Origin of the sequence: Streptomyces sp. NPDC059743, from assembly GCF_042732975.1 — a bacterium.
Lineage (GTDB): Bacteria > Actinomycetota > Actinomycetes > Streptomycetales > Streptomycetaceae > Streptomyces.
The window spans coordinates 1-22,703 of the sequence record NZ_JBHWGS010000019.1 but is presented as its reverse complement, the minus strand read 5'-3'; the positions used below and the strand labels follow the sequence as shown (position 1 = coordinate 22,703).

Here is a 22,703-nt window from a genome sequence, read left to right as displayed (position 1 = left end):
GATGTCCGGGGCGTTATTGGCCAATTTTGGCGGCCGGTCCGGACCCTGGTGATCAGCGATCACCCGGACGCTGTGGCGCTCCGGGCACGGGCGGAGGGCCTCACTGCCCCCACGGCTTATCGCGCTGATCACCGCCCAAGGTTATCGCTCCTCACCGGGGAGCCGTCATGAGCCGCATGTGTACAAAAGAGGGCCAATAAGTTTGACACTCTGGACAGCGACACGGACCGCGCCGACCGGGACGGGAAGCGGTCGGCAGGACGACACTGGTCGACAGATGGACAGATCGACCCACCCTTTCCGGGAGCAGTCATGGCAGCCAAGGTTCTGATCGTCACCGGCGACGCCGCCGAGTCCCTCGAAGTGCTCTATCCCTACCAGCGTCTGCGGGAGGAGGGGTACGAGGTCCATATCGCGGCGCCCTCCCGCAAGAAGCTCCGGTTCGTGGTCCATGACTTCGAGCCCGGCTTCGACACCTACACCGAGAAGCCCGGCTACACCTTCCCCGCCGATCTGGCCTTCTCCGAGGTCGATCCCACACAGTACGCCGCCGTCGTCATCCCAGGTGGCCGCGCTCCCGAGTACCTCAGGGCCGATCCGGAGCTGCGCAAGATCCTCAAGTCCTTCTTCGACGCCGACAAGCCCGTCGCGCAGATCTGCCACGGCCCGCTCCTGACCGCCGCCCTGGGCGAGCTGGCCGGCCGCCGGGTGACCGCGTATCCGGCGCTGGAGCTCGACATGCAGGCGGCGGGCGCCACCTTCCAGGACAGCGAGGCGGTCGTGGACGGCAATATCGTCTCCGCCCGCGCCTGGCCGGACCACTCGGCCTGGATGCGGGAATTCCTCACGATCCTCCGGGCGAAGGCGCCGGTGACCTGAGCCCGCTTGGCCTGGGCTGGGCCACGCCGACCGGACCAGGGCGGTACGGACCCGGGGTACGGACCAGGGCCGAGCCGGCAGGCGCGGGCGGCGGCGCTTCAGCGCGTCACAGGCTCTGTGCCGTCGCGACCGCCTCCGCCAGCGTGTCCACCACCGGAACGCCCACCGCCTCCAGACTGGCCCTGCTGTTCGTCCCGCCGGTGTAGAGCACGGCGCGGGCGCCCACATGTGCCGCCGCCACCGCGTCGTCGACCGCGTCGCCGATGACCACCGTGTACTCGGCGGATATCGCGCCGACGGACGCCAGCGCGGTCAGATGGCGCTCCATGTGCAGCGCCTTGCTGCCGCCGGACGGTCCTTTGCGCCCGTCGACCCGGAGGAAGTGGCTCTCGATCCCGTATCCACGGACGGTCGGAACGAGCTCCTCGTGCCCGTACATGCTCAGCAGCGACTGGCTGCGGCCGGCCAGCCGCCACTGCGTCAGCAGCTCCTCGACACCCTCCGTCAGCGCGCACGCCGCGCGCCGCTCCGTGTAGTACCGGTGGAAGGCCTCGTCCATGACGACCCACTCCGCGTCGCTCGGCAGGCGGCCCATCAGTCGCTCGTAGAACCGCGGGATCGGTACGCAGTACAGCTCGCGGTAGCGGTCCAGCGTGATGGGCTCCAGGCCTATGTCCGCGAAGGCGGCGTTGGTCGCCCCGATGACCGCGTCGATGTCGTCGAGAATCGTGCCGTTCCAGTCCCAGACCAGATGCGTGTTCTGCTTCCCCATGGCAGAAACCGTACCGGCCGGGTCCGACAACGGCCCGGACCGAGCCCTGCCTGTGGATAACCGGCCCCGGCGCGCGGTGCCCGGTACTCAGCCGATGAGGTTCGGGATCTCCTGGACTCCGTACCAGAGCAGCTCGTGGTCCTCCGCGCCGTCCACCGTGAACTGGGCGTCGTCGTCGCCGTGGTCCGCCGCGCCCAGCGCCGCCGCCGCGGCCGACACGTCCTCCTCCGCCTCGTCGGAGTCGACATGCACCGCCGCCGCCTTCGTCAGCGTGATCGCCGAGGCGATCCGCACCTCGCCCAGCGCGCCGGCGTCCAGTCCGCGGTCCGGGTCCGACACAGCCTCCCTGTCGGGCACGTCGGCCGCGAGGACCACTCGCCGCCGTCCCACGCCCGGATCCGCGGCGAGCAGCCGGAGCGAGGCGGCGGCGGCCCGGTTCAGGGCCGCGTACTCCAGCTCCTCGATGTCGTCGGAGACGTACCACTCGCGCAGTCCCGGAGTCACGGCATACGCGAGCAGCGGCCCGGGTCCGACCTCGCCCGTCTTGTGCGCCTCTGCGAGACCGGACAGGGTCAGGGGGACATAGACGCGCATGAGGTTGGCCGCTTTCATCGTCGGGAGAGCACTCAGGATACGTCCGGGAGTCCCTCTTCGGGGTGACGCTCACAAGCTCCCAGGCGTCCACCGAGGACCGCGCCGTGTCCCGCTCGCAGGCCCAGGAGCGCGCCCGGATCACTCGGATAGGTGATTCCGGCGTCGCGCGCGCCGTCGGCGTACCCGCCTTGCGGGCGTCACCTCAGGCCCCGTAAAAGATCCCACACCAGAAGTTACCGACCGGTATCGGACCGGACGGGCAGAACGGGGGCGATCTGCGTGAACGTGAAGACGACCGACACCACCGCGCGCGTGACATCCACCACTCCCAGCGGCGCCAGGGCGGACCGCGCCGCGGCCAGGACCGTCGCCGGGGCACGGCCTCCGGGCAGGCGCGACCAGCGCAGGCCCGGCACCGTACGGCCACAGCAGAGCCGGCACGTGAGCCCGCACGAACTCTTCGCGGAGCGCCTGCTCGCCGTCCTCAGCGGCCGTCGCCCGGTGCACTGGATGCTCGGCCAGACCATCGGAGAGGCATACGAGCAGCTCGTCCGGCTCGCGCCCGGCACGCCGCTCAGGGCCCGGGGCGTACTTCCCGTCATCCGTACCTGCCACGGGTTCCAGCCTCGGCCCGGTGTGGTCGAGGCCTGCGCCAGCGTCGCCGCCGGCGAGCAGGTCCGCGCCATGGCCTTCCGGCTGGAGCAGAGCGCCGATCTCCGCTGGCGCTGCGCCGCCGTCGAACTCGGCGGCGAACGCACCGGCCAGAACTGAGCCGAACGGCGTGAAGCAACGTAAAGCGGTACGGGTACGACGACGGGCCGGGGCGCACAGTGCGTGCGCGCCCTGGCCCGTCGCTCCGGCCTGCTCTTACTTCTTGCGCTTTTTGTTACTTCTTGCGACGACGGCCGCCGCTGCCGCCGCCCTTCTGCGCCTTACGCCGCTCCGCACGCGTCAGCCCGTCCGTCGTGGACCGGGTGGGCCCTTCCGCGTTCTGGAAGTCGCCCTCCACGATGCCGCCCTCGCCGTCCACCGTGGGAGCGGAGAAATGCAGCCGGTCGGGCCGCTGCGGCGCGTCGAGACCCTTCGCGCGGATCTCCGGCCGGGCCGTGCCCGCGGCCACCGCGTCCTGCTTGGAGAGCGAGGGACGCTCGGCCGCGTCCTGCACCGGGACCTCCTCGACCTGCTGCTCGACCTGGACCTCCAGGTTGAACAGATAGCCGACGGACTCCTCCTTGATGCCCTCCATCATGGCGTTGAACATGTCGAAGCCCTCGCGCTGGTACTCGACCAGCGGGTCCTTCTGGGCCATCGCGCGCAGCCCGATGCCCTCCTGGAGGTAATCCATCTCATAGAGGTGCTCGCGCCACTTGCGGTCCAGGACGGAGAGCACCACGCGCCGCTCCAGCTCGCGCATGATGTCCGAGCCGAGCTGGTTCTCCCGCTCCTCGTACTGCGCGTGGACGTCGTCCTTGATGGACTCCGCGATGAACTCGGCGGTGATCCCGGCGCGGTCGCCGGCCGCCTCCTCCAGCTCCTCGATGGTGGCCTTCACCGGGTAGAGCTGCTTGAAGGCGCCCCACAGCCGGTCCAGGTCCCACTCCTCGGCGAAGCCCTCGACGGTCTCGGCCTGGATGTACGCGTCGATCGTGTCGTCCATGAAGTGGCGCACCTGCTCATGCAGGTCCTCGCCCTCCAGGACGCGGCGGCGCTCGCCGTAGATGACCTCGCGCTGCCGGTTGAGCACCTCGTCGTACTTCAGGACGTTCTTACGCGTCTCGAAGTTCTGCTGCTCGACCTGCGACTGGGCGGAGGCGATGGCGCGCGTCACCATCTTGTTCTCGATGGGCACGTCGTCCGGCACATTGGCCATGGCCATGACGCGTTCGACCATCTGCGCCTTGAACAGCCGCATCAGGTCGTCGCCGAGCGACAGATAGAACCGGGACTCGCCCGGGTCGCCCTGACGTCCGGACCGGCCGCGGAGCTGGTTGTCGATACGGCGTGACTCGTGCCGCTCGGTGCCGAGGACATAGAGCCCGCCGAGGTCCTTGACCTCCTCGAACTCCGCCTTGACGGCCTGCTCGGCCTTCTCCCGCGCGGCGGGCAGGGCCGCGGCCCACTCCTCGACATGCTCGACGGGGTCCAGACCACGCTGGCGCAGCTCCGCCTCGGCCAGATCGTCGGGGTTGCCGCCGAGCTTGATGTCCGTACCACGGCCGGCCATGTTCGTGGCGACGGTGACGGCGCCCTTGCGGCCGGCCTGCGCGACGATCGTCGCCTCCCGGTCGTGCTGCTTGGCGTTGAGCACTTCGTGCTGGACACCGCGCTTGTTGAGCTGCTGCGAGAGGTACTCGGACTTCTCGACCGAGGTGGTGCCGACCAGGATCGGCTGGCCCTTCTCGTGCTTCTCCGCGATGTCGTCCACGACCGCGGCGAACTTGGCGACCTCGGTGCGGTAGATCAGATCGGACTGGTCCACCCGGACCATCGGCCGGTTCGTCGGGATCGGCACGACGCCCAGCTTGTAGATCTGGTGGAACTCGGCGGCCTCGGTCATGGCCGTACCGGTCATACCGGAGAGCTTGCCGTAGAGGCGGAAGAAGTTCTGGAGGGTGATCGTGGCGAGGGTCTGGTTCTCGTCCTTGATGTCCACTCCCTCCTTCGCCTCGATCGCCTGGTGCATGCCCTCGTTGTAGCGGCGGCCGGCGAGGATACGGCCGGTGTGCTCGTCCACGATCATGACTTCGCCGTCGATGACGACATAGTCCTTGTCGTTCTTGAAGAGTTCCTTGGCCTTGATGGCGTTGTTCAGATAACCGACCAGCGGGGTGTTCACCGACTCGTACAGATTGTCGATGCCCAGCCAGTCCTCGACCTTCGAGACGCCCGGCTCATGGATGGCGACGGTGCGCTTCTTCTCGTCGACCTCGTAGTCGCCGGTCTCCTCGATGCCCTTGAGCGGATTGCCCGCCTCGCCCCGGGTCAGCCGGGTGACCAGCTTGGCGAAGTCGCCGTACCACTTGGTGGCCTGGTCGGCGGGGCCGGAGATGATCAGCGGCGTACGGGCCTCGTCCACGAGGATCGAGTCGACCTCGTCCACGATCGCGTAGTTGTGGCCGCGCTGGACCAGCTCCTCCTGGGACCACGCCATGTTGTCGCGGAGGTAGTCGAAGCCGAACTCGTTGTTCGTGCCGTACGTGATGTCGCAGGCGTACTGCTCACGGCGCTGCGCGGGCGTCATGTTCGCCAGGATGCAGCCGACTTCGAGGCCCAGGAACTTATGGACGCGGCCCATCATCTCGGAGTCGCGCTCGGCCAGATAGTCGTTCACCGTGATCAGGTGGACGCCCTTGCCGGACAGCGCGTTCAGATAGGCGGGCAGCGTGCCGACGAGGGTCTTGCCCTCACCGGTCTTCATCTCGGCGACATAGCCGAGGTGCAGCGCGGCGCCGCCCATCATCTGGACGTCGTAGTGACGCTGGCCGAGGACGCGCTTGGCCGCCTCGCGTACGGTCGCGAAGGCCTCGGGGAGCAGGTCGTCCAGGCTCTCGCCGTCGGCGTAGCGCTCTTTGTACTCGGCGGTGAGCGCCCTCAACTCGGCGTCGGAGAGGCTCACGAAGTCCTCTTCGATGGAGTTGACCTGGTCCGCGATGCGGTGCAGTTTGCGCAGGATCTTGCCTTCGCCTGCACGCATGAGCTTGTTGAAGACGGACACTGAGGTTGGTCTCCTTGCCGGTCGGGCCTGGCACGTGGGTCGGATACGGACACGGGCGCGGGCACGGCAGGCGGGCCCCACCGCAACGGCCATCGTAAGCGAGGACCCGCCCGTGCCGGGAGGGCCGCCGTCGGGCGGACCTGTTGTCGCCCGAAACGAGAACGCGCGGGACCCGTGGAAGGTGCCGGTGCGGGAAGAAAAGTACTCGCGACAGGTGGTACCAGCCCGGCAGAATTCCGGCATGAAACCCCTCACTCTCACGACGGAGCGGCTGCGGCTGCGCCCGCCGGCATCTGCCGACACCGAGGACATCTTCGCGGCCTGCCAGGATCCGGACATCCAGCGGTGGACGACGGTCCCTTCGCCGTACGAACGCCGGCACGCGGAGGACTACATCGGCCGGCTCGCCCCGGAGGGCTGGCTCCACGACACCGAGTACACCTTCGCCGTGGAGCCGCGTGGCGGCGGCCCGGTGATCGGCGCGGTCGCGCTGCACCACCCTCGCTCCGGCACCTGGGAGATCGGCTTCTGGACGGCCAAGGAGCACCGGGGCCGCGGCTACACGGCGGAGACGGTGACGGCGCTGTCGCGCTGGGCCTTTACGGAGGCGGGCGTGGACCGGGTGGAGTGGCGTGCCGAGGTCGGCAACGCGGGCTCGCGCGCCGTCGCGGAGAAGGCCGGTTTCGTGGTGGAGGGCGTGCTGCGCGCAGGGCTGTTCAACAAGGGCACTCTGCGTGACTGCTGGATAGGCGCACTGTTGCCGTCCGATGTGGGGCTGCCGAGCGCGCATCCGTATCTGCCCGCGCAGGCCGTGCGGGCGGCCGATACGGCACGGGCCTCGTCCGAGGCCGGAAATGGTTCCGCCCAGGCTCCGGACGTACCCGCCCGGCCCTGAGTGTCAGTGGCGCCGTCTATCGTGCCGACCATGACGACTGCACCACCCGCCGAGCTGTCCGCCGACGACGCACGCCGTATAGCGCTGCGCGCCCAGGGATTCCTCGGCGCGCCCGACCGGCGCGGCGGCGTCCGGGGCGTGCTGCGCCATCTCGGCGCCGTCCAGCTCGACACCATCTCGGTACTGGCGCGGTCGCACGAGCTGATTCCGTACGCGCGGCTGGGCGCCGTCGGCCGCAGGACGGTCGAGGACGCCTACTGGACGCCCGCGCCCGCCGGAGGGCCGTCACCGAGCCCGCACGCGTTCGAGTACTGGTCCCATGCGGCGTGCATCCTGCCCATCGAGGAGTGGCCGCACTTCGCCTTCCGCCGCCGCGCCTACCGCGCCCGCCCGCACTGGTACCACGAGCTGGCGGACGGCGCGTACGAAGCGGTGATCAAGCAGTTGCGCGCGGAGGGCCCGCTGACGGCCACGGAGCTGGGCGGCGCCAAGAACGGCGGTCCGTGGTGGGACTGGTCGGAGGCCAAGGTCGCCGTCGAGCGCGCGCTGATGTTCGGCGAGGTCGTGTGCACCGGCCGGCGCAGCTGGAAGCGGGTGTACGACCTGGCGGAGCGTGCCGTTCCCGACGCGCTCCTCCATGACGATCTGGACGACAGGGAGTGCCTGCGCCGGCTCGTCCGGCTCGCGGGCCAGTCGCTCGGTGTCGGCACGCGTGCCGATATCGCGGACTACCACCGGCTCAAGGGCGAGCAGTTCGACGCCGTGGTCGCGGATTCGGGGCTGGTGCCGGTGACGGTCGAGGGCTGGGGCAAGCCCGCCTGGGCCGATCCCGAGGCGCTGGCGAGCGCTCCCCGGGGACGGCACCGTACGACGCTGCTGTCGCCGTTCGACTCGCTGATCTGGGAGCGGGCGCGCACGGAGCGGATCTTCGGTTTCACGCACCGGCTGGAGGCCTATGTGCCCAAGCCCAAGCGGGTCTACGGCTACTTCGCGATGCCGCTGCTCTCCGGCGGCCGGCTGCTCGGGCGTGTCGACCCGGCGCGCGAGGGAAAGACGCTGGTGGCCAAGCAGGTGTCCCTGGCGACCGGCAAAGCCGTGCTTCCCATGGCCCAGGCGCTGCGGGAAGCGGCGGAGTGGGTGGGCTGCTCGGACGTCCGGGTGGAGCGGATACGGGTGGAGCAGGAGGACGCGCCGGAGCTGCGCGGCCCTCTGGCCGACGCGCTCACCGCCGTCTGACCGCCGTCCGGTTGCCGTCCGACCGCTCAAGTGGCCGCTCGGTGACCGCTCAGCGGATCTCCAGGATCTTCTCCCGCATCGCGTAGACCACGGCCTCCATTCTGGAGTGCAATTGCAGCTTCTCCAGGATGTTGCGGACATGGTTCTTCACGGTGTTCTCGGAGATGAACAACTCCTTGGCGATATCACGGTTGTTCATTCCCGTGGCCACCAGCTTGAGGACTTCCAGTTCACGGTCGGTCAGCCGCGGCGCGGGAACGAGTCTGCGCTCGTCGGTGCGCTGAATCATCGACTTGAACTCGGTCAGCAGCTTGGACGCCATGGACGGGCTGATCTGTGACTGTCCGTCGGCCACGGCGCGAATGGCGGTGGCCACCTCGTCGGTGGAGATCTCCTTGAGGAGATAGCCGGTGGCGCCCGCCTTGATCGCGTCGTAGAGGTCGGCCTCCTCATCGCTGATCGTCAGCATGATGATCTTGGCGCTGGGGGCCACCTCCTTGATGGAGGTACAGGCCTCGATACCGCCGCGCTTGGGCATCCGTACATCCATCAGCACGATGTCCGGCAGCAGATCGGCGGCCTTGTCCACGGCCTCCGCGCCATCGCCGGCCTCGCCGATGACCTGGATGTCCTCCTCCTGGGCGAGGACGATCTCCAGTCCACGGCGGAAAAGGGCATGGTCGTCCACGACAAGGACCCGGATGGGCTCCTTGCGGGAGCCGCCCCGTTCCGTGTCGGCGTCGGACCGGGCGCCGCCGACCGTGTCGTCGGCATCGTCCGCGCTGTGCACCGGTCCGAAGCTGTCCGCCATCGTTCCTCCCCCTGAAGGCCGTGGCCCGAATTCATAAGAGCCGGCCAACCGCAGTTCGCAGACCACTTGTTGGCTTGCGACGCCATGATTTCATGCCTGGATGACAGAGCGGTGACCCTTCGGTCCGCACGCCGGTGCCCCTGAGGCGCGGGGGGCGCTCAGGGGCACCACCGGAGCACATATTTCGGCCGGACTCCCAGCCGGCCTCCGGCCCGTCCGTCAGTCGCGTGCGGGCGACGGCTCAGCCGCCGAGGGCGCCGCCCGCGCCGCCGGCTTCCGAACCGGCGAACGGGTCCGTCCTGAGGTGGATCACACCGTAGTCGTATGCGTGGCGCCGGTAGACGACGCTGGGTTCCTTGGTGTCGGAATCGACGAAGAGATAGAAGTCGTGCCCGACCAGCTCCATCTCGTAGAGCGCCTGATCGAGTGTCATCGGTGCCGCCACATGGTTCTTCTCCCGGACCACCAGAGGTCCGTCGCCCTGTACCTCCAGCGTGCCGATCCTGGTGGTGGGGACGGCCTCGGCAGCCGCCTGTTCCGCGGCGGTCTGGCCGTTGGCGTTCAACTGAGCCACGTCAGGAACGACTTCGACGACCTCGGCGGCCGAAAGCCGCCCATTGCCACGCCGGTTGTGACGCTTCTCGTGCTGCTTGCGCAGCCGGGCCTCCAGCTTGCCGGTGGCCAGATCGAGCGCCGCGTACGGATCGGCCGCAGCCGCCTCCGCACGGATCACGGGGCCACGGGAGTGGAGCGTGATCTCCACCCTGTCGCACCGGTCGGCCTGCCTCGGGTTGTGCTCCTTGGACACCTCGACGTCGAGGCTGATCACCTTGCCGTCGAGCTTCTGGATCTTCTCCAGCTTCAGCTTCTCGGCCACGTGCTTGCGGAACCGCTCGGGCACCTCGGTCTTGCGGCCCTTGACGACGATGTCCACGCAGAACTCCGTTCCCGGATCACTCCGCCTCATTGCGGAGTTACTCCCTGTTGCACCAGACCCCAGTAGTCACCGGAGCCTCGGACTTGGCGACTTTCACCTCCTCCTCCCCCGTCGGCATGATCCCCACCCCCCGAAGTTTCGAGGTTCTGAAAACGCCGAGCAGACCAGTGCATTCAGTGAGTCATGGCTTGCGCCATTCCTCATAACCGAACATAGCCCTCCCGGACGGGTGTCGGCACCCGCTACCGGCATGTACCTCTGTTCAGGTCTTTTTCTTCCCTGTTTACCAGCAACGATGCAAGATCCCGATCAGTTCCGGTTTATTTCGAAGGACAGGGGCGGCGCGGCCACAACTGCCGCGCTCACCTGTACGTATCCCGGAATGCCGGAGCCCATTGCGGCACGCAGTGCCCGCGCCGCCTCGACGAGCGAAGAACCGGTTGTCATGAGATCGTCCACCAGCACCACCCGGCCGCCCGCCAGCAGCCGCGCGCCTCCGCCGGCCACCTCCAGCGCGCCTGAGAGATTCACCCGTCTGCGACGGGCGTCGAGACCCGCCTGGTCCGCCACCGCGCGTCGCTGCCGCAGCACCGGCAGCACCCGGCACGGCCGGCCCGCGCGCCTCAGCTCAGCCGCGGCGGCCAGCGCCATCCGGCGCGTCGCGTCATGGCCACGCGCTCCGACCGCACGCCGCGCGGACGGCATCGGCACGAGCAGCAGCGGTCCGACTCCCGTACCGGACGGCGCGGCGGCCCGCACGGCTCCGGCCAGGGCACGGCCCAGCGGTGCGGCCAGCCCGAGCGCGCCCCGTTCCTTGTGCGCCAGCACAACGGCCCGTACGGCGTCCTCGTACGGCGCCGCCGCGTGCACCACCGGCAGTCCCACCGGCTCGGGAACCGGCCGCACCCGGCACGGCCACGTCCCGTACAGCGCCCGTCCGCACTCCTCGCACAACGGCGTCCTGGGGCTGCCGCATCCGCCACAGGCGACCGGCAGCACCAGGCCGGTGATCTCGCGCCACCACCCCCGCATGGGACCCACTGTGTCAATGTCGGAGGCGCCCGGCCACCCCTGTGGATAACTGGTTTCGGTAAAGCCCGGGGCCGTGGCGATCCGCTCCGGCCGAGGCGGCCACTGCCCGTACACACCCGCCGACGTGGAGGTATGCACCGGCCCGCTCCCGGCGGGCCTCATGGGCACGGTCAGCCGGGATAGACCGGTGACGAGCCGCTCTCGACCATCGTCTGCCAGTTCGCTCCCATGGGCAGCCCCACGATCCCGGCCTCCTGGGTGTCGGCCACCAGCGGCTGCCGGTCGTCGTCGGCCGCCGCGATCGCCGTCACCGGGGACAGTCCCGGCAGCACGCCGGCCGCCGAGGTCGAACCGTCGGTCTGGATGTAGCGCACCTGCTCCACACCGCCGGACTCCTTGCCGACCACCACCAGCCGGCTGGGCCCTGCCCAGGACACCGCCGTCACCGACTCCATCTGCGGCGCCACGGGCTGGAGTCCTCTCACGGACACCTCGGACTCGGGCCCGGAGCCGTCCCGCTCCACCCGCCCGATCCGCAAGGTGGTCCGCCCGTCCTCGGACAGCAGCATCGCGATCCGTACACCGTCCGCCGACACGCGCAGCGCCTCGATACGCGCGCCGCCCAGCCCGTCGATGGTGACCGGCCGCGGCGCGCCCGTGCCCTCCTCGAACCTCAGCAGACGCGGCTGCCCGGGATCCCGGTCGGCGATCCACAGATCTCCGTGTCCGTCCCAACTCGGCGCGGACAGCCGGTCCTGCGGGCGTGCGCCCTTGCTCTCCACGAGCGGATCGCCCAACTCGCCGTCCGAGAGTATGGAAGCCACATGGAGCGTCTTGGCGTCCTCCGAGACGCCCGCCGCGTGCTTCTCGTCGCGCGCGACCGCGACCGAGCCGAGCTTCGGCCCGTCCTTGCCGAACGGCCCGACGACACGAACCGGGTCGACGCTCTCGTCGGCGCCGATGTGGAGCGTCGACAACCGCCCGGCGCTGTCGACGAAGTACGGGTTGTCGGGACGCCCTGTGGTGCGGTCGGGCGCGAACTCCTCGGCCTGGTCGCCGCTGAGCACACAGAGCGAGGATCCGTCCGCCAGCAACTCGACCTGACTGACCGGCGTGGAGGTCAGGTCCCGCAGCGTGAAGAGCAACTGCGCCGCCATCTTGCGGCACTGGCTGCGTCCTGCCTTGGACGCCTTCTCGTTCAGCGGCACCTTCAGCGCGTTCCGGTCGTCGAACTCCAGCGATCTGGTGCCCTTCTGAAGGGCCGTACCGGCAGGGAAGGGCGAATCGACCACCGGCTTCAGCCAGTGCGTCGGTCCGTCGAGCAGGACCTTCACCGCCTGGGTGACCGGATCCATCCGTGTCGTGGGGTCTATTCGCTGCCGGATGTAGACCGGGTCCGCGACCAGCCAGTTCTCTCCCGAGGCAAAGTAATACTTGTTCATGGAGCGGTAGTTGCGCTGGAAGTCCGACTCACCGAGCACCAGTCCCGGCGGCAGGCTGTCGATGCGCCACTCCTTGGTGTCCGCACCGGTCTTCTCCTGCACGAGATGGATCGTTCCGTTGTACGGCGTCGGCCCGACCGGCTGATAGGCGTGCGCGGAGTCCACATCGGCGATCCGGTCTCCGTACAGCGGATAGGTGCGACCGGTGTCACCGGCGCCGGCGGGCGGCTCCTTGACCGGGGCGGGATCGGGCGCGGCGCGCAGTACGGTCGTGCTCTCGCCCGGCTTCCAGTCCCTGGACGCCTCCTTCGTCAGATACTTCCTGGCCATCGCGAAGTCGGGATCGTCACTGGTCATGGCCTCCAGGAAGCCGTCGACGATCTCGTCGGGCCCGGCCTTCTCCCGAGGCGGCACGGCGTACACGCGCACCTGTGACTCACCGGGCGGCGAGGCCTTCACCGGCTCCACATCACCGCTGTCCGGGATCGACGCGCATCCCGCCAGCAGCACGGCGACGGTCGCCAGCAGGGCCGGCGCGCGCATCACCCGTCCCAGGCCGTACCGACGGCGGTCAGCGCCCACGAATCGTGTCCTCCCGCTCCGTAACCTGCTGGGTGGAATCGCCGGACTCACCAGGGCCGTGCCCGGCGCCGGGACCGTTGCCGGAGAGCGGCTCCTCGGCGGGGCGCGCCACCACGCGCGCGCCGCTGCCCGGCATCGCCGCCGGGTCCACCGCCACGGCGGGCACGGGCGGCGGCACACCCGGCGCCCCGGGCAGCGCGGGACGTTCCACGCGCTGCTGGACGGGCACGCTCGCCAGCCGGTGCGCGCTCTCCTTGAGATCATGGGCGCCTGCCCGCTCGCGGTTGCGCCGGGAGTCCTCGGGCTCCAGCGGTATGGGCGAGCCGCGCAGCGCCTCGTCGGCCGTACGGGGCAGCGTCAGCCGGAACTGCGAGCCGCCGCCGGGCTCGCCCCATGCCTGGAGCCAGCCGCCGTGCAGCCGCGCGTCCTCGACGGCGATCGACAGGCCGAGGCCGGTGCCTCCGGTGGTACGGGCGCGCGCCGGATCGGCCCGCCAGAAGCGATTGAACACCCGGGTCGCCTCACCGGGCTTGAGTCCCACTCCGTAGTCACGCACGGCGACCGCGACGGCTCCGCCCGCGACTCCCATCCGTACGATCACATCCCGGCCTTCGCCGTGCTCGACGGCGTTGACGACCAGATTGCGCAGCACCCGCTCCACACGGCGTGCGTCGGCCTCGGCGACGACGGGCTGCTCGTCCCCGAGCACACGGATCCTGCTGCCCTTGGCCTGCGCCAGCGGCTCGGCGCCGCCGATCACCCGCCGTACGACAACCCGCAGATCTATCGGCTCGGCCTCCAGCGCCGCCGCGCCCGCGTCGAAACGGCTGATCTCCAGCAGATCCGACAGGAGCGACTCGAAACGGTCGAGCTGGTCACCGAGCAGCTCGGCCGAGCGCGCCGTCACGGGATCGAAGTCACTGCGTGCCTCATGGATGACATCGGCGGCCATCCGCACGGTCGTCAGAGGCGTACGCAGCTCGTGCGAGACGTCGGAGACGAACCGCCGCTGCATCCTGGACAGCTCCTCCAGTTGCTGGATCTTGAGCTGGAGGTTCTGCGCCATCTTGTTGAACGCCTCGCCGAGCCGGGCGATGTCGTCCTCGCCCGTAACCTTCATCCGCTCCTGAAGACGGCCGGTGGAGAGCCGCTCGGCGATGCCCGCGGCCATCCGTACGGGTGTGACGACCTGCCGCACCACCAGCCAGGCGATGGCCCCGAGCAGCACGACCACAAAGAGCCCTGCCGTGGCGAGCGTGCCCTTGACCAGATTGAGCGACTGCTCCTCCTGGGTCAGCGGGAAGAGGTAGTACAGCTCGTACGCGTTGCCGTCGACATCGTTCAGCCGCTTGCCGACGATCAGCCCCGGCTCCGGCTCCCGGTCCTCGGTCGCACCGGTATATCTGATCTGCGCGTATGTCTCGTACGGTCCGGTTCCGCGCGCCACGGCGGAGCGCAGATCCGCGGGAACGCTGGCGAAATCCACTCCACCCGAGACCCGGGGCGCGCGGTTGGTGGAGACCACATTCTGCGCTTCGGGACTCAGCGCCACCACATTGAAGGCACCGGGGCCGCCGCTGGCGAGCTGTTCGACCAGGTCGGAGCGCCAGTTGACGGAGTTCCTGCCCGACTTGCCGCTCGTCCCGTCGCCGTCCCGGCCACCGGGCGCGGCCGGTGCGTCGGCCTTCTCCTTCGCCACGGTGAACCCGCCCGCCGCCTGGCTCTGGGCCGCCTTCTCCTTGGCTTCGAGCAGACCGTTGCGCACCTGGCCGATGACGACAAAGCCGAGCAGCAGCACCACGCCGAGCGACATCAGCAGTGTGGCGGCGACGACCCGGAGCTGGATATTGCGCCGGTACAGCCGTACGGCGGGCAGCAGCGGCCGTCTCACCCAGCGCACCAGCAGCCGCAGCACCGGTCCGCCCGGCGAGCCGTCCTGAAGCAGCCGGCCGCTCTGGAAGAGCCGACCGAACCACGAGAACACCCGTCCCGGGCCGGCAGAGCGCCCCGCACGGACTCCCGGCTCCCCGGGCTTCGGAGCAGCGCTGCCGCCGGACATGTCAGCTCGGCCCTGCCTTGTAACCGACACCACGGACGGTCACCACGATCTCCGGACGCTCCGGGTCCTTCTCGACCTTGGAGCGCAACCGCTGGACATGCACATTGACCAGCCGGGTGTCCGCCGCGTGCCGGTAGCCCCACACCTGCTCCAGCAGCACCTCACGCGTGAACACCTGCCACGGCTTCCGTGCCAGCGCGACCAGCAGATCGAACTCCAGCGGCGTCAGGGCGATCGACTGCCCGTCCCGCTTCACCGAGTGACCGGCCACATCGATGACAAGATCGCCTATCGCCAACTGTTCCGGCGCCGGCTCCTCGGACCTGCGCAGCCGCGCCCTGATACGGGCCACCAGCTCCTTGGGCTTGAACGGCTTGACGATGTAGTCATCGGCCCCCGACTCCAGCCCCACCACCACATCGACCGTGTCGCTCTTGGCCGTCAGCATGACGATCGGAACCCCGGACTCGGCCCTGATGAGCCGGCACACCTCAATACCGTCCCGACCGGGCAGCATGAGATCCAGCAGCACCAGATCCGGCTTGGTCTCCCGGAAAGCGGCAAGTGCCTTGTCACCGTCCGCTACGAACGACGGCTCGAAACCCTCACCACGCAGCACAATCCCGAGCATCTCGGCCAGTGCGGTGTCGTCATCGACGACAAGGACGCGTCCCTTCATATCGACATCATCCCATTAGCTCATCGTTACCTTGGCGTGACCTGACACACAGCTCCGCGATTCCGGCCCCGGTCACCGGGGACAGCGCGCCTTTTTCGGTGACGATCGCCGTCACCAGTTCCGGTGGCGTGATGTCGAAGGCCGGGTTGTACGCCTGTGTTCCCAGCGGCGCCACCGGCATCCCACTCCCCGCCTCCACTCCCGCCACCGCGGTCTGCGGCGCCGTGACCTCCGTCACTTCCTGTCCCGATCGCTGCTCGACCTCGATCGACGCCCCGTCCGGGGTGTCGAGGTCGATCGTCGTGGTGGGGGCGACCACGACGAACGGCACATGGTGGTACTTGGCCAGCACGGCGAGCGGATAACTCCCCACCTTGTTCGCCACCGAGCCGTCGGCGGCGATCCGGTCGGCCCCGATCAGAACGGCGTCCACCTCCCCCGCCGCGAACAGCGAACCAGCCGCGTTGTCCGTGAGCAATGTGTACGCCATCCCGCTGCGAGCCGCCTCATACGCCGTCAGCCGGGCTCCCTGGAGGAGCGGACGGGTCTCGTCCACCCACAGGCGCCGCAGCCGCCCGGCCCGGTGGGCCGACAGTGCCACGGCGAACGCGGTGCCCTCCCCGCCCGAGACCAGCGCTCCGGTGTTGCAATGGGTCAGAATCCGGTGGCCGCCACCCGGCAGCAGTTCATCGAGGAGCGTAAGCCCAAACTCCGCCATCTGCGCGCTGGCCTCGGCATCCTCCCGGTGCAGCAGCCTGGCCTCGGCGAGCGCGGCCGCTGCCGCCTGCTCCAGACCGGCCCCGCTCTCGGCCACCGAACGGTACGCGTCACGCGCCCGCCGCACTCCGTACCCGAGGTTCACCGCGGTGGGCCGCGCCTGCGCGAGCTGTGTCGCCGCGTCCTCCACGTCATAGCCCCGCAGCGCGGCCAGCGCCACACCGTAGGCGCCCGCGATACCCAGCAGCGGCGCCCCCCGCACCGCCAGCGTTCGGATCGCCCGTACCAGCGCGGGCACATCCGTACAGACCAGCTCGGCCTCCTCGACCGGAAGTCTCGTCTGGTCGAGAAGCACCAGCACGGGCCCTTCCGGCGGCTCGTCCCAGCGGATCGAGGGGAGCATGGACGGCTCCGCGCCGACCGGGGTTTGTGCGTACTGATCAACCATCCGCTCAGTCTGCCCGCTACGGCACGGACAATGAAGGCAAGCACGGACGTGAGAAGGAGATACGGCCCCCGACCCGCCCAGAGCCAACGCGTGGCACGATGGCTGCCAGCCCGCCACCCCGCTCCGCGGACAGGCACCGTCGAAACGCCGGCTCGCCGAGCCGGTCCCGCAACCAATCCACGAGGTGGACGACCGTGAACGACACTCCGGGCTGGGCCTCGCCCGGATCCGCCCCGTCCGACGGCCAGGACACCAGCGTGCCCAGGCCCGCCGGGCCCGCCGACGACACCGGCTCCGCCCCGAAGTGGTCGCCCGACCAGCCGCCGGCCGGGCAGTGGTCCCCGCCCAGCGCCCCCGGCACTGGACCCGCACCGCAGCAGCCGGCGCCGACGCCGGGCTGGGGCGGGCCCGCATACGGCGGCGGACCGGGTTACGGCGGAGGCCCCGGGCCCGGTTACGGCTGGGGCCCGCCGCCCGCCGCCAAGCCGGGCGTGATCCCGCTGCGCCCGCTCGGCGTCGGCGAGATCCTGGACGGCGCCGTCTCCACGCTGCGCGCCCACTGGCGGACCGTGCTGGGCGTCACCCTCGCCGTCGCCGTGGTCTCCCAGATCGCCGAGATCCTCGTCCAGCGTTATCTCCTTCCCGAGCCGGTGGCCATCGACCCCGACGCGAGCCCCTCGGAGGCCCTCAACCAGGCCGCCGACTCGGTGCAGCAGAGCCTTGTCTCGCTCGTCCCGTCGCTGGCCCTCACCGTGATCGGCACCCTCTTCACCACCTCGATACTCACCGTGGTGATCAGCCGCTCCGTGCTGGGACGTCCGGTCACACTCTCCGAGGCCTGGCGCGAAGCCCGGCCCCGGCTCCCCCAGCTCCTCGGCCTGACCGTGCTGCTGCTCCTCATGAGCACCGCCATCATGACGATCAGCGTCCTTCCCGGCGTGCTGCTGGGATCGGCCGCGGGAGCCGCGCTCGCCCTGCTCGGCGGATTCCCGGGCGTCGCCGTCGTCATCTGGCTGATGGTCCGCTTCAACCTCGCCTCGCCCGCGCTCATGCTGGAACGCCGGGGCGTGATGGCGTCCTTGCGCCGCTCCGCCAAGCTCGTGGCAGGCGCCTGGTGGCGCACCTTCGGCATCCTCCTGCTCACTCTCGTGCTGACCTTCCTCGTCACGCTGGTCATCGCCGTGCCCTTCGGCATCCTCGCCGCCGCGGTGGACGGCGGTGGTCTCGACGGCCTGCTCTCCGGCACCGGTACGGATCTCGGCTGGCCCTTCCTGATCATCACCGGCATCGGGACCGTGGTCGCCACCACGATCACCTATCCGATCTCCGCCGGTGTGACCGTTCTCCTCTACGTGGACCAGCGCATCCGCCGCGAGGCCCTCGACCTCGAACTGGCGCGGGCCGCGGGCGTACCGGGCTACGGCTCCCAGCAGCCGGGCCACGGCCCTTCCAGGAGCTGATGCGGTGTCCATCACGGGGGGAGCGACATCGGCACGGCTGCTGATACGCCTGAGCAACGACATACCGGTGGACACCCCGCGCGTCCCCGCCCGGGAAGCGGCGGAGCGCGAACTGTCCAAGCCGATGTACCACGAGAACGACCCGAACCTTCTCCAGCGCGCGATCAACCGCTTCTGGGAGTGGATCGGCGATCTCCTCAACGCCGCGTCAGGCGTCGCTCCCGGCGGTCCGCTCGGCCTGGCCGTCGTCGTCCTGGTCGTGGTGGCCCTCCTCGCCGCCCTGTGGTGGCGGCTGGGCACACCTCGCCGCATACCCGGCTCGGCCGGCTCGCTCTTCGAGGACGGACCGCGCAGCGCCGCCGAACACCGTGCCGCCGCCGAAACACACGCAACCGCCGAGCGCTGGAACAAGGCCGTCCAGGAGCGGATGCGCGCCATCGTCCGGTCCCTGGAGGAACGAGCACTGCTCGACCCGCGCCCCAGCCGCACCGCCGACGAAGCCGCCGCCGAGGCCGGACGCCCGCTCCCCGACCACGCCGACCGACTCCGCGCCGCCGCGGGCGAGTTCGACGACGTCACATACGGAGGCCGCAGCGCCGACCAGCGGACATATCTGCGTCTGCGTGAACTCGATCTCGATCTGGAACGAGCGAAGCCGCAGTTGAGCACCGCATCCGGAGGAACCGCCGAGTGACCTCCCCGACCGGCTCCACATCGCTCTCCCTCACCGCCGGCCAGATCTGGACCCGAGCCCGCGGACTGCTCCTCGCACTCGCCATCCTTCTGACGGCCGGAATCATGATGGCCGCACTCACCTCGGGAGACCGGCACGGCCGCCTCGACCCCCGCTCCGCCGACCAGTACGGCAGCCGCGCCGCCGCCGAGCTGCTCAGGAACAGCGGCGTGTCCATCGATGTCGTCACCACACTGGACGAGGCCACGGCCGCAACCGGCCCTGACACCACGCTCCTTGTCACCAATCCCGATCTGCTGACCCCTCACCAGCAGTGGCTCCTGCACGACACGACCGCGCTCTCGGGAGGCCGCACCGTCCACCTCGGCGCCGGCCCGCCCTCGGTCGACATACTGGCCCCCGGTGTCCGTACCAGCGCACCCGCGCCCGTCTCCGCACGAGCCCCGCGCTGCTCGCTGCCCACCGCCGCCCGCGCGGGCACCGTCGACATCGGCGGCGAGCGATACGTCACCGACTCGCCCGACGCCGACGGCTGCTACCTCAGTGACGGTGTGCCCACCCTGCTCAGGATCCCCGCCACAGAAACAGATACGGACACGGAAACAGGGGCAGGCACGGACACGGATACGGATGCCGGTGACACCGTCCTGCTCGGCTCCCCCGATCTTCTCTACAACGACCGCCTCGACAAGCAGGGCAACGCCTCGCTCGCCCTGCAACTCCTGGGCTCCCGGCCTCATCTCGTCTGGTACCTCCCTTCACTCAGTGATGCCTCTGCCTCCCAGGGCAGCGGCGACAACAGTGGGGACGGCGGCGACAGCGGCTTCCTCGATCTGATCCCGTCAGGCTGGCTCTGGGGCACCTTCCAGCTCTTCCTCGCCGCGGTGCTCGCCGCCGTCTGGCGCGCCCGCAGGCTGGGCCCTCTCGTGGCCGAACGGCTTCCCGTCGCCATCCGGGCCTCCGAGTCCACCGAGGGCCGCGCCCGCCTCTACCGCAAGGCGAACGCCCGGGACCACGCGGCATCGGCCCTGCGCTCGGCGACCCGCGACCGCCTCGCACCTCTCCTCGGCGTCCCAGCCACCGAGGCACACTCGCCCGAGTCCCTGATCCCGGCCGTCGCCTCGCACCTCGCGGACACCGCCCAGGACCCGCGCACTCTGCTCTTCGGCCCGGTCCCGGCCGACGACGCCGCTCTCGTCCGCCTGGCGGACCAACTCGACGCCCTCGAAAGAGAGGTACGCACTTCATGAGTGCTCCGACCACACAGAACGCCGGGAACACCCAGAACTCCGAGAAGGCCGAGAACACGGACAGCGCCCGCGCTTCCCTGGAGGCCCTACGCGCCGAGATCGCGAAGGCGGTGGTCGGCCAGGACCCCGCCGTTACCGGGCTTGTCGTCGCCCTTCTCTGCCGCGGCCATGTCCTCCTCGAAGGAGTCCCCGGCGTCGCGAAGACCCTTCTGGTACGGGCACTTGCCGCTTCCCTGGAACTCGACACCAAGCGCGTCCAGTTCACCCCGGATCTGATGCCGAGCGACATCACCGGATCCCTTGTCTATGACGCCAGGACCGCCGAGTTCTCCTTCCAGCCCGGCCCTGTCTTCACCAATCTGCTGCTGGCCGACGAGATCAACCGCACGCCGCCCAAGACCCAGTCCTCACTCCTGGAAGCAATGGAGGAGCGCCAGGTCACGGTCGACGGCACCCCGCGCCCGCTCCCCGATCCATTCCTTGTCGCCGCCACCCAGAACCCCGTCGAGTACGAGGGCACCTATCCGCTCCCCGAGGCCCAGCTCGACCGCTTCCTCCTCAAGCTGACAGTGCCGCTGCCGTCCCGCGACGACGAGATCAGCGTCCTGACCCGCCACGCGGAAGGCTTCAACCCTCGTGATCTCCAGGCCGCGGGGGTACGGCCCGCCGCCGGGCCGGCCGACCTGGACGCGGCACGCGACGCCGTAGCCAAGACATCCGTCTCACCCGAGATCGCGGGCTATGTCGTCGATATCTGTCGTGCCACGCGTGAATCCCCCTCGCTCTCACTCGGCGTCTCCCCGCGAGGCGCCACTGCCCTGCTCTCCACCGCCCGCGCCTGGGCCTGGCTCACCGGCCGGGACTATGTCATCCCGGACGATGTGAAGGCCCTGGCTCTCCCCACACTCCGCCATCGCATCCAACTGCGGCCCGAGGCCGAGATGGAAGGGGTCACCGCCGACTCCGTCATCACCGCGATCCTCGCCAATGTCCCCGTTCCCCGATGAGGCGGTGAACCGTGGCTCTCACCGGACGCACCGCACTCCTCGCGGCCCTTGGCACTCTCCCCGTCGGTATCTACGCCCCCGGCTGGGCGGGGATCCTTGCCGTCAATGCGCCGCTCTCGCTAGCAATTCTGTGCGACTACGCCCTGGCCGCACCAGTGCGAACGCTCCGATTCACCCGAAGTGGTGATACGTCTGTTCGACTCGGCGAAGGCGCCGAAGTCCATCTCACCGTCACCAACCCTTCGGGCCGCAGGCTCCGCGCCCATCTGCGCGACGCCTGGCCCCCCAGCAGCTGGTTCGCCGGAACCGAACAGGCCGCGTCCCGGCACAAGCTGACCGTCCCGGCAGGTGAACGCCGACGGCTCACCACGTCCCTCCGCCCGACCCGCCGCGGCGACCGCCGCGCGGAACGCGTGACCGTGCGCTCGTACGGTCCCTTGGGCCTGGCGGCCCGCCAGGGCAACCATGACGTCCCGTGGACGGTGCGAGTGCTGCCGCCCTTCACCAGCCGCAAGCACCTGCCGTCCAGGCTCGCCCGACTGCGCGAGCTGGACGGCCGTACCAGCGTGCTGACCCGTGGCGAAGGCACCGAATTCGACAGCCTCCGCGAGTACGTTCCCGGCGACGACACCCGGTCCATCGACTGGCGTGCCACCGCCCGCCAGTCAACCGTCGCTGTACGGACCTGGCGCCCAGAACGCGACCGGCACATCCTTGTCGTCCTCGACACCGGCCGCACATCGGCCGGCCGGGTCGGCGACGTCCCGCGCCTCGACGCGGCCATGGACGCCACGCTCCTCCTCACCGCGCTCGCCTCACGAGCAGGCGACCGCGTGGACCTCCTCGCCTACGACCGCCGTGTACGCGCCCAGGTCCAGGGCCGTTCCGCGGGCGATGTCCTGCCGACAATGGTCAACGCGCTGGCCCCGCTCGAACCAGAGCTCGTCGAGACGGATGCCCGCGGTCTCAGCGCGGCCACACTGAGGAACGCGCCGCGCAGATCGCTCGTCGTACTTCTCACCAGTCTCGACGCCGCCCCCATCGAGGAGGGACTCCTTCCCGTCCTCCCTCAGCTCACCAAACGCCACACGGTCCTCCTCGCCTCCGTCGCCGATCCCCATGTCGAAAGCATGAGTACGCGACGGGGCACAGTGGACGCGGTCTACGAGGCCGCCGCCGGCACTCAGGCACAGGCACAGCGACGTCGTACGGCGGAGCAATTGCAGAGGCATGGCGTCACCGTTGTGGATGCCACCCCGGAGAAACTGGCTCCAGCTCTCGCAGATGCATATCTCGCGCTGAAGGCAGCGGGACGCCTCTGATAGCGGACCAGGAGCCCGATTGCGTGTAGCCGACGAAGACCGGTCGGCTACCGCATAGGACTTTGAAATGGCCCTGAAACGCAGAAATGCCCTGCACCAGAATAAATCCTGGTGCAGGGCATTCCCGTCAAAGATTGTTCGGCGGCGTCCTACTCTCCCACAGGGTCCCCCC

General features: G+C 69.7%; 19 protein-coding genes. 9 read left to right on the top strand and 10 right to left on the bottom strand.

The window, feature by feature from the left end:
* The first annotated feature begins 312 nt into the window (after positions 1–312).
* Positions 313–879, top strand: a complete 567-nt coding sequence (locus ACFV6H_RS29790) for a DJ-1/PfpI family protein (protein WP_384778586.1) — start codon at positions 313–315, stop codon at positions 877–879.
* A gap of 106 nt (positions 880–985) precedes the next feature.
* On the opposite strand, the gene ACFV6H_RS29785 is transcribed toward ACFV6H_RS29790, so the two are convergent.
* Both ACFV6H_RS29785 and ACFV6H_RS29780 read right to left on the bottom strand, forming a co-directional pair.
* A complete protein-coding gene (locus tag ACFV6H_RS29785) occupies positions 986–1,651 on the bottom strand; it encodes an HAD family hydrolase (RefSeq protein ID WP_385548295.1) in 666 nt (221 codons plus the stop codon).
* Between the two features lie 87 nt (positions 1,652–1,738).
* Complete coding sequence (locus ACFV6H_RS29780; RefSeq protein WP_384987645.1) at positions 1,739–2,245, bottom strand: DUF6912 family protein; 507 nt, start codon at positions 2,243–2,245, stop codon at positions 1,739–1,741.
* 312 nt (positions 2,246–2,557) lie between these two features.
* Here ACFV6H_RS29780 and ACFV6H_RS29775 point away from each other — a divergent pair, with 312 nt between their 5' ends.
* Positions 2,558–3,016, top strand: coding sequence for an Rv3235 family protein (locus ACFV6H_RS29775; RefSeq protein WP_385548586.1), 459 nt, complete (start codon positions 2,558–2,560; stop codon positions 3,014–3,016).
* A 115-nt stretch (positions 3,017–3,131) separates the two neighbouring features.
* On the opposite strand, the gene secA is transcribed toward ACFV6H_RS29775, so the two are convergent.
* Entirely contained in the window at positions 3,132–5,960 is a 2,829-nt protein-coding gene (gene secA / locus ACFV6H_RS29770; RefSeq protein ID WP_384987642.1) for a preprotein translocase subunit SecA, read from the bottom strand.
* Positions 5,961–6,201: 241 nt separating this feature from the next.
* Between secA and ACFV6H_RS29765 the strand changes: the two genes are divergently transcribed.
* Positions 6,202–6,855 (top strand): GNAT family N-acetyltransferase, encoded by a 654-nt coding sequence (locus tag ACFV6H_RS29765; protein ID WP_385548291.1) that lies wholly within the window; start codon positions 6,202–6,204, stop codon positions 6,853–6,855.
* Positions 6,856–6,885: 30 nt separating this feature from the next.
* A complete protein-coding gene (locus ACFV6H_RS29760; RefSeq protein WP_385548288.1) occupies positions 6,886–8,091 on the top strand; it encodes a winged helix-turn-helix domain-containing protein in 1,206 nt (401 codons plus the stop codon).
* A 49-nt stretch (positions 8,092–8,140) separates the two neighbouring features.
* On the opposite strand, the gene ACFV6H_RS29755 is transcribed toward ACFV6H_RS29760, so the two are convergent.
* The 7 genes from ACFV6H_RS29755 to mtnA all read right to left on the bottom strand — a co-directional run bounded on the left by ACFV6H_RS29755 (position 8,141) and on the right by mtnA (position 16,798).
* A complete protein-coding gene (locus ACFV6H_RS29755) occupies positions 8,141–8,902 on the bottom strand; it encodes a response regulator transcription factor (protein WP_093603980.1) in 762 nt (253 codons plus the stop codon).
* A gap of 241 nt (positions 8,903–9,143) precedes the next feature.
* Positions 9,144–9,836, bottom strand: coding sequence for a ribosome hibernation-promoting factor, HPF/YfiA family (gene hpf / locus ACFV6H_RS29750; protein WP_093603986.1), 693 nt, complete (start codon positions 9,834–9,836; stop codon positions 9,144–9,146).
* 312 nt (positions 9,837–10,148) lie between these two features.
* Positions 10,149–10,871, bottom strand: a complete 723-nt coding sequence (locus ACFV6H_RS29745) for a ComF family protein (protein ID WP_385548284.1) — start codon at positions 10,869–10,871, stop codon at positions 10,149–10,151.
* Positions 10,872–11,041: 170 nt separating this feature from the next.
* A complete protein-coding gene (locus ACFV6H_RS29740; RefSeq protein WP_385548281.1) occupies positions 11,042–12,895 on the bottom strand; it encodes an LpqB family beta-propeller domain-containing protein in 1,854 nt (617 codons plus the stop codon).
* Positions 12,885–14,954 carry an MtrAB system histidine kinase MtrB gene (gene mtrB / locus ACFV6H_RS29735; RefSeq protein ID WP_385548278.1) on the bottom strand — a complete coding sequence of 690 codons (2,070 nt, stop codon included), beginning with the start codon at positions 14,952–14,954 and terminating at the stop codon, positions 12,885–12,887. The genes ACFV6H_RS29740 and mtrB overlap by 11 nt, the downstream gene beginning before the upstream one ends.
* A 1-nt stretch (position 14,955) precedes the next feature.
* Positions 14,956–15,633 (bottom strand): two-component system response regulator MtrA, encoded by a 678-nt coding sequence (mtrA, locus tag ACFV6H_RS29730; RefSeq protein WP_028804982.1) that lies wholly within the window; start codon positions 15,631–15,633, stop codon positions 14,956–14,958.
* 7 nt (positions 15,634–15,640) lie between these two features.
* On the bottom strand, positions 15,641–16,798 hold the full coding sequence (gene mtnA / locus ACFV6H_RS29725; protein WP_384794255.1) for an S-methyl-5-thioribose-1-phosphate isomerase: 1,158 nt from the start codon (positions 16,796–16,798) through the stop codon (positions 15,641–15,643).
* A gap of 194 nt (positions 16,799–16,992) precedes the next feature.
* On the opposite strand from mtnA, the gene ACFV6H_RS29720 reads away from it, so the two are divergent.
* The 5 genes from ACFV6H_RS29720 to ACFV6H_RS29700 are packed head-to-tail and all read left to right on the top strand — an operon-like array spanning position 16,993 to position 22,531.
* Complete coding sequence (locus ACFV6H_RS29720; protein WP_385548273.1) at positions 16,993–18,258, top strand: hypothetical protein; 1,266 nt, start codon at positions 16,993–16,995, stop codon at positions 18,256–18,258.
* 4 nt (positions 18,259–18,262) lie between these two features.
* Positions 18,263–18,952, top strand: a complete 690-nt coding sequence (locus tag ACFV6H_RS29715) for a DUF4129 domain-containing protein (RefSeq protein WP_385548270.1) — start codon at positions 18,263–18,265, stop codon at positions 18,950–18,952.
* Positions 18,949–20,202: a DUF4350 domain-containing protein gene (locus ACFV6H_RS29710; protein WP_385548267.1), complete on the top strand. Its 1,254-nt coding sequence runs from the start codon at positions 18,949–18,951 to the stop codon at positions 20,200–20,202. The genes ACFV6H_RS29715 and ACFV6H_RS29710 overlap by 4 nt, the downstream gene beginning before the upstream one ends.
* Positions 20,199–21,209, top strand: a complete 1,011-nt coding sequence (locus ACFV6H_RS29705; RefSeq protein ID WP_385548264.1) for an AAA family ATPase — start codon at positions 20,199–20,201, stop codon at positions 21,207–21,209. The genes ACFV6H_RS29710 and ACFV6H_RS29705 overlap by 4 nt, the downstream gene beginning before the upstream one ends.
* An 11-nt stretch (positions 21,210–21,220) precedes the next feature.
* Positions 21,221–22,531 carry a DUF58 domain-containing protein gene (locus ACFV6H_RS29700; RefSeq protein ID WP_385548262.1) on the top strand — a complete coding sequence of 437 codons (1,311 nt, stop codon included), beginning with the start codon at positions 21,221–21,223 and terminating at the stop codon, positions 22,529–22,531.
* The last annotated feature ends 172 nt before the right edge of the window (positions 22,532–22,703 follow it).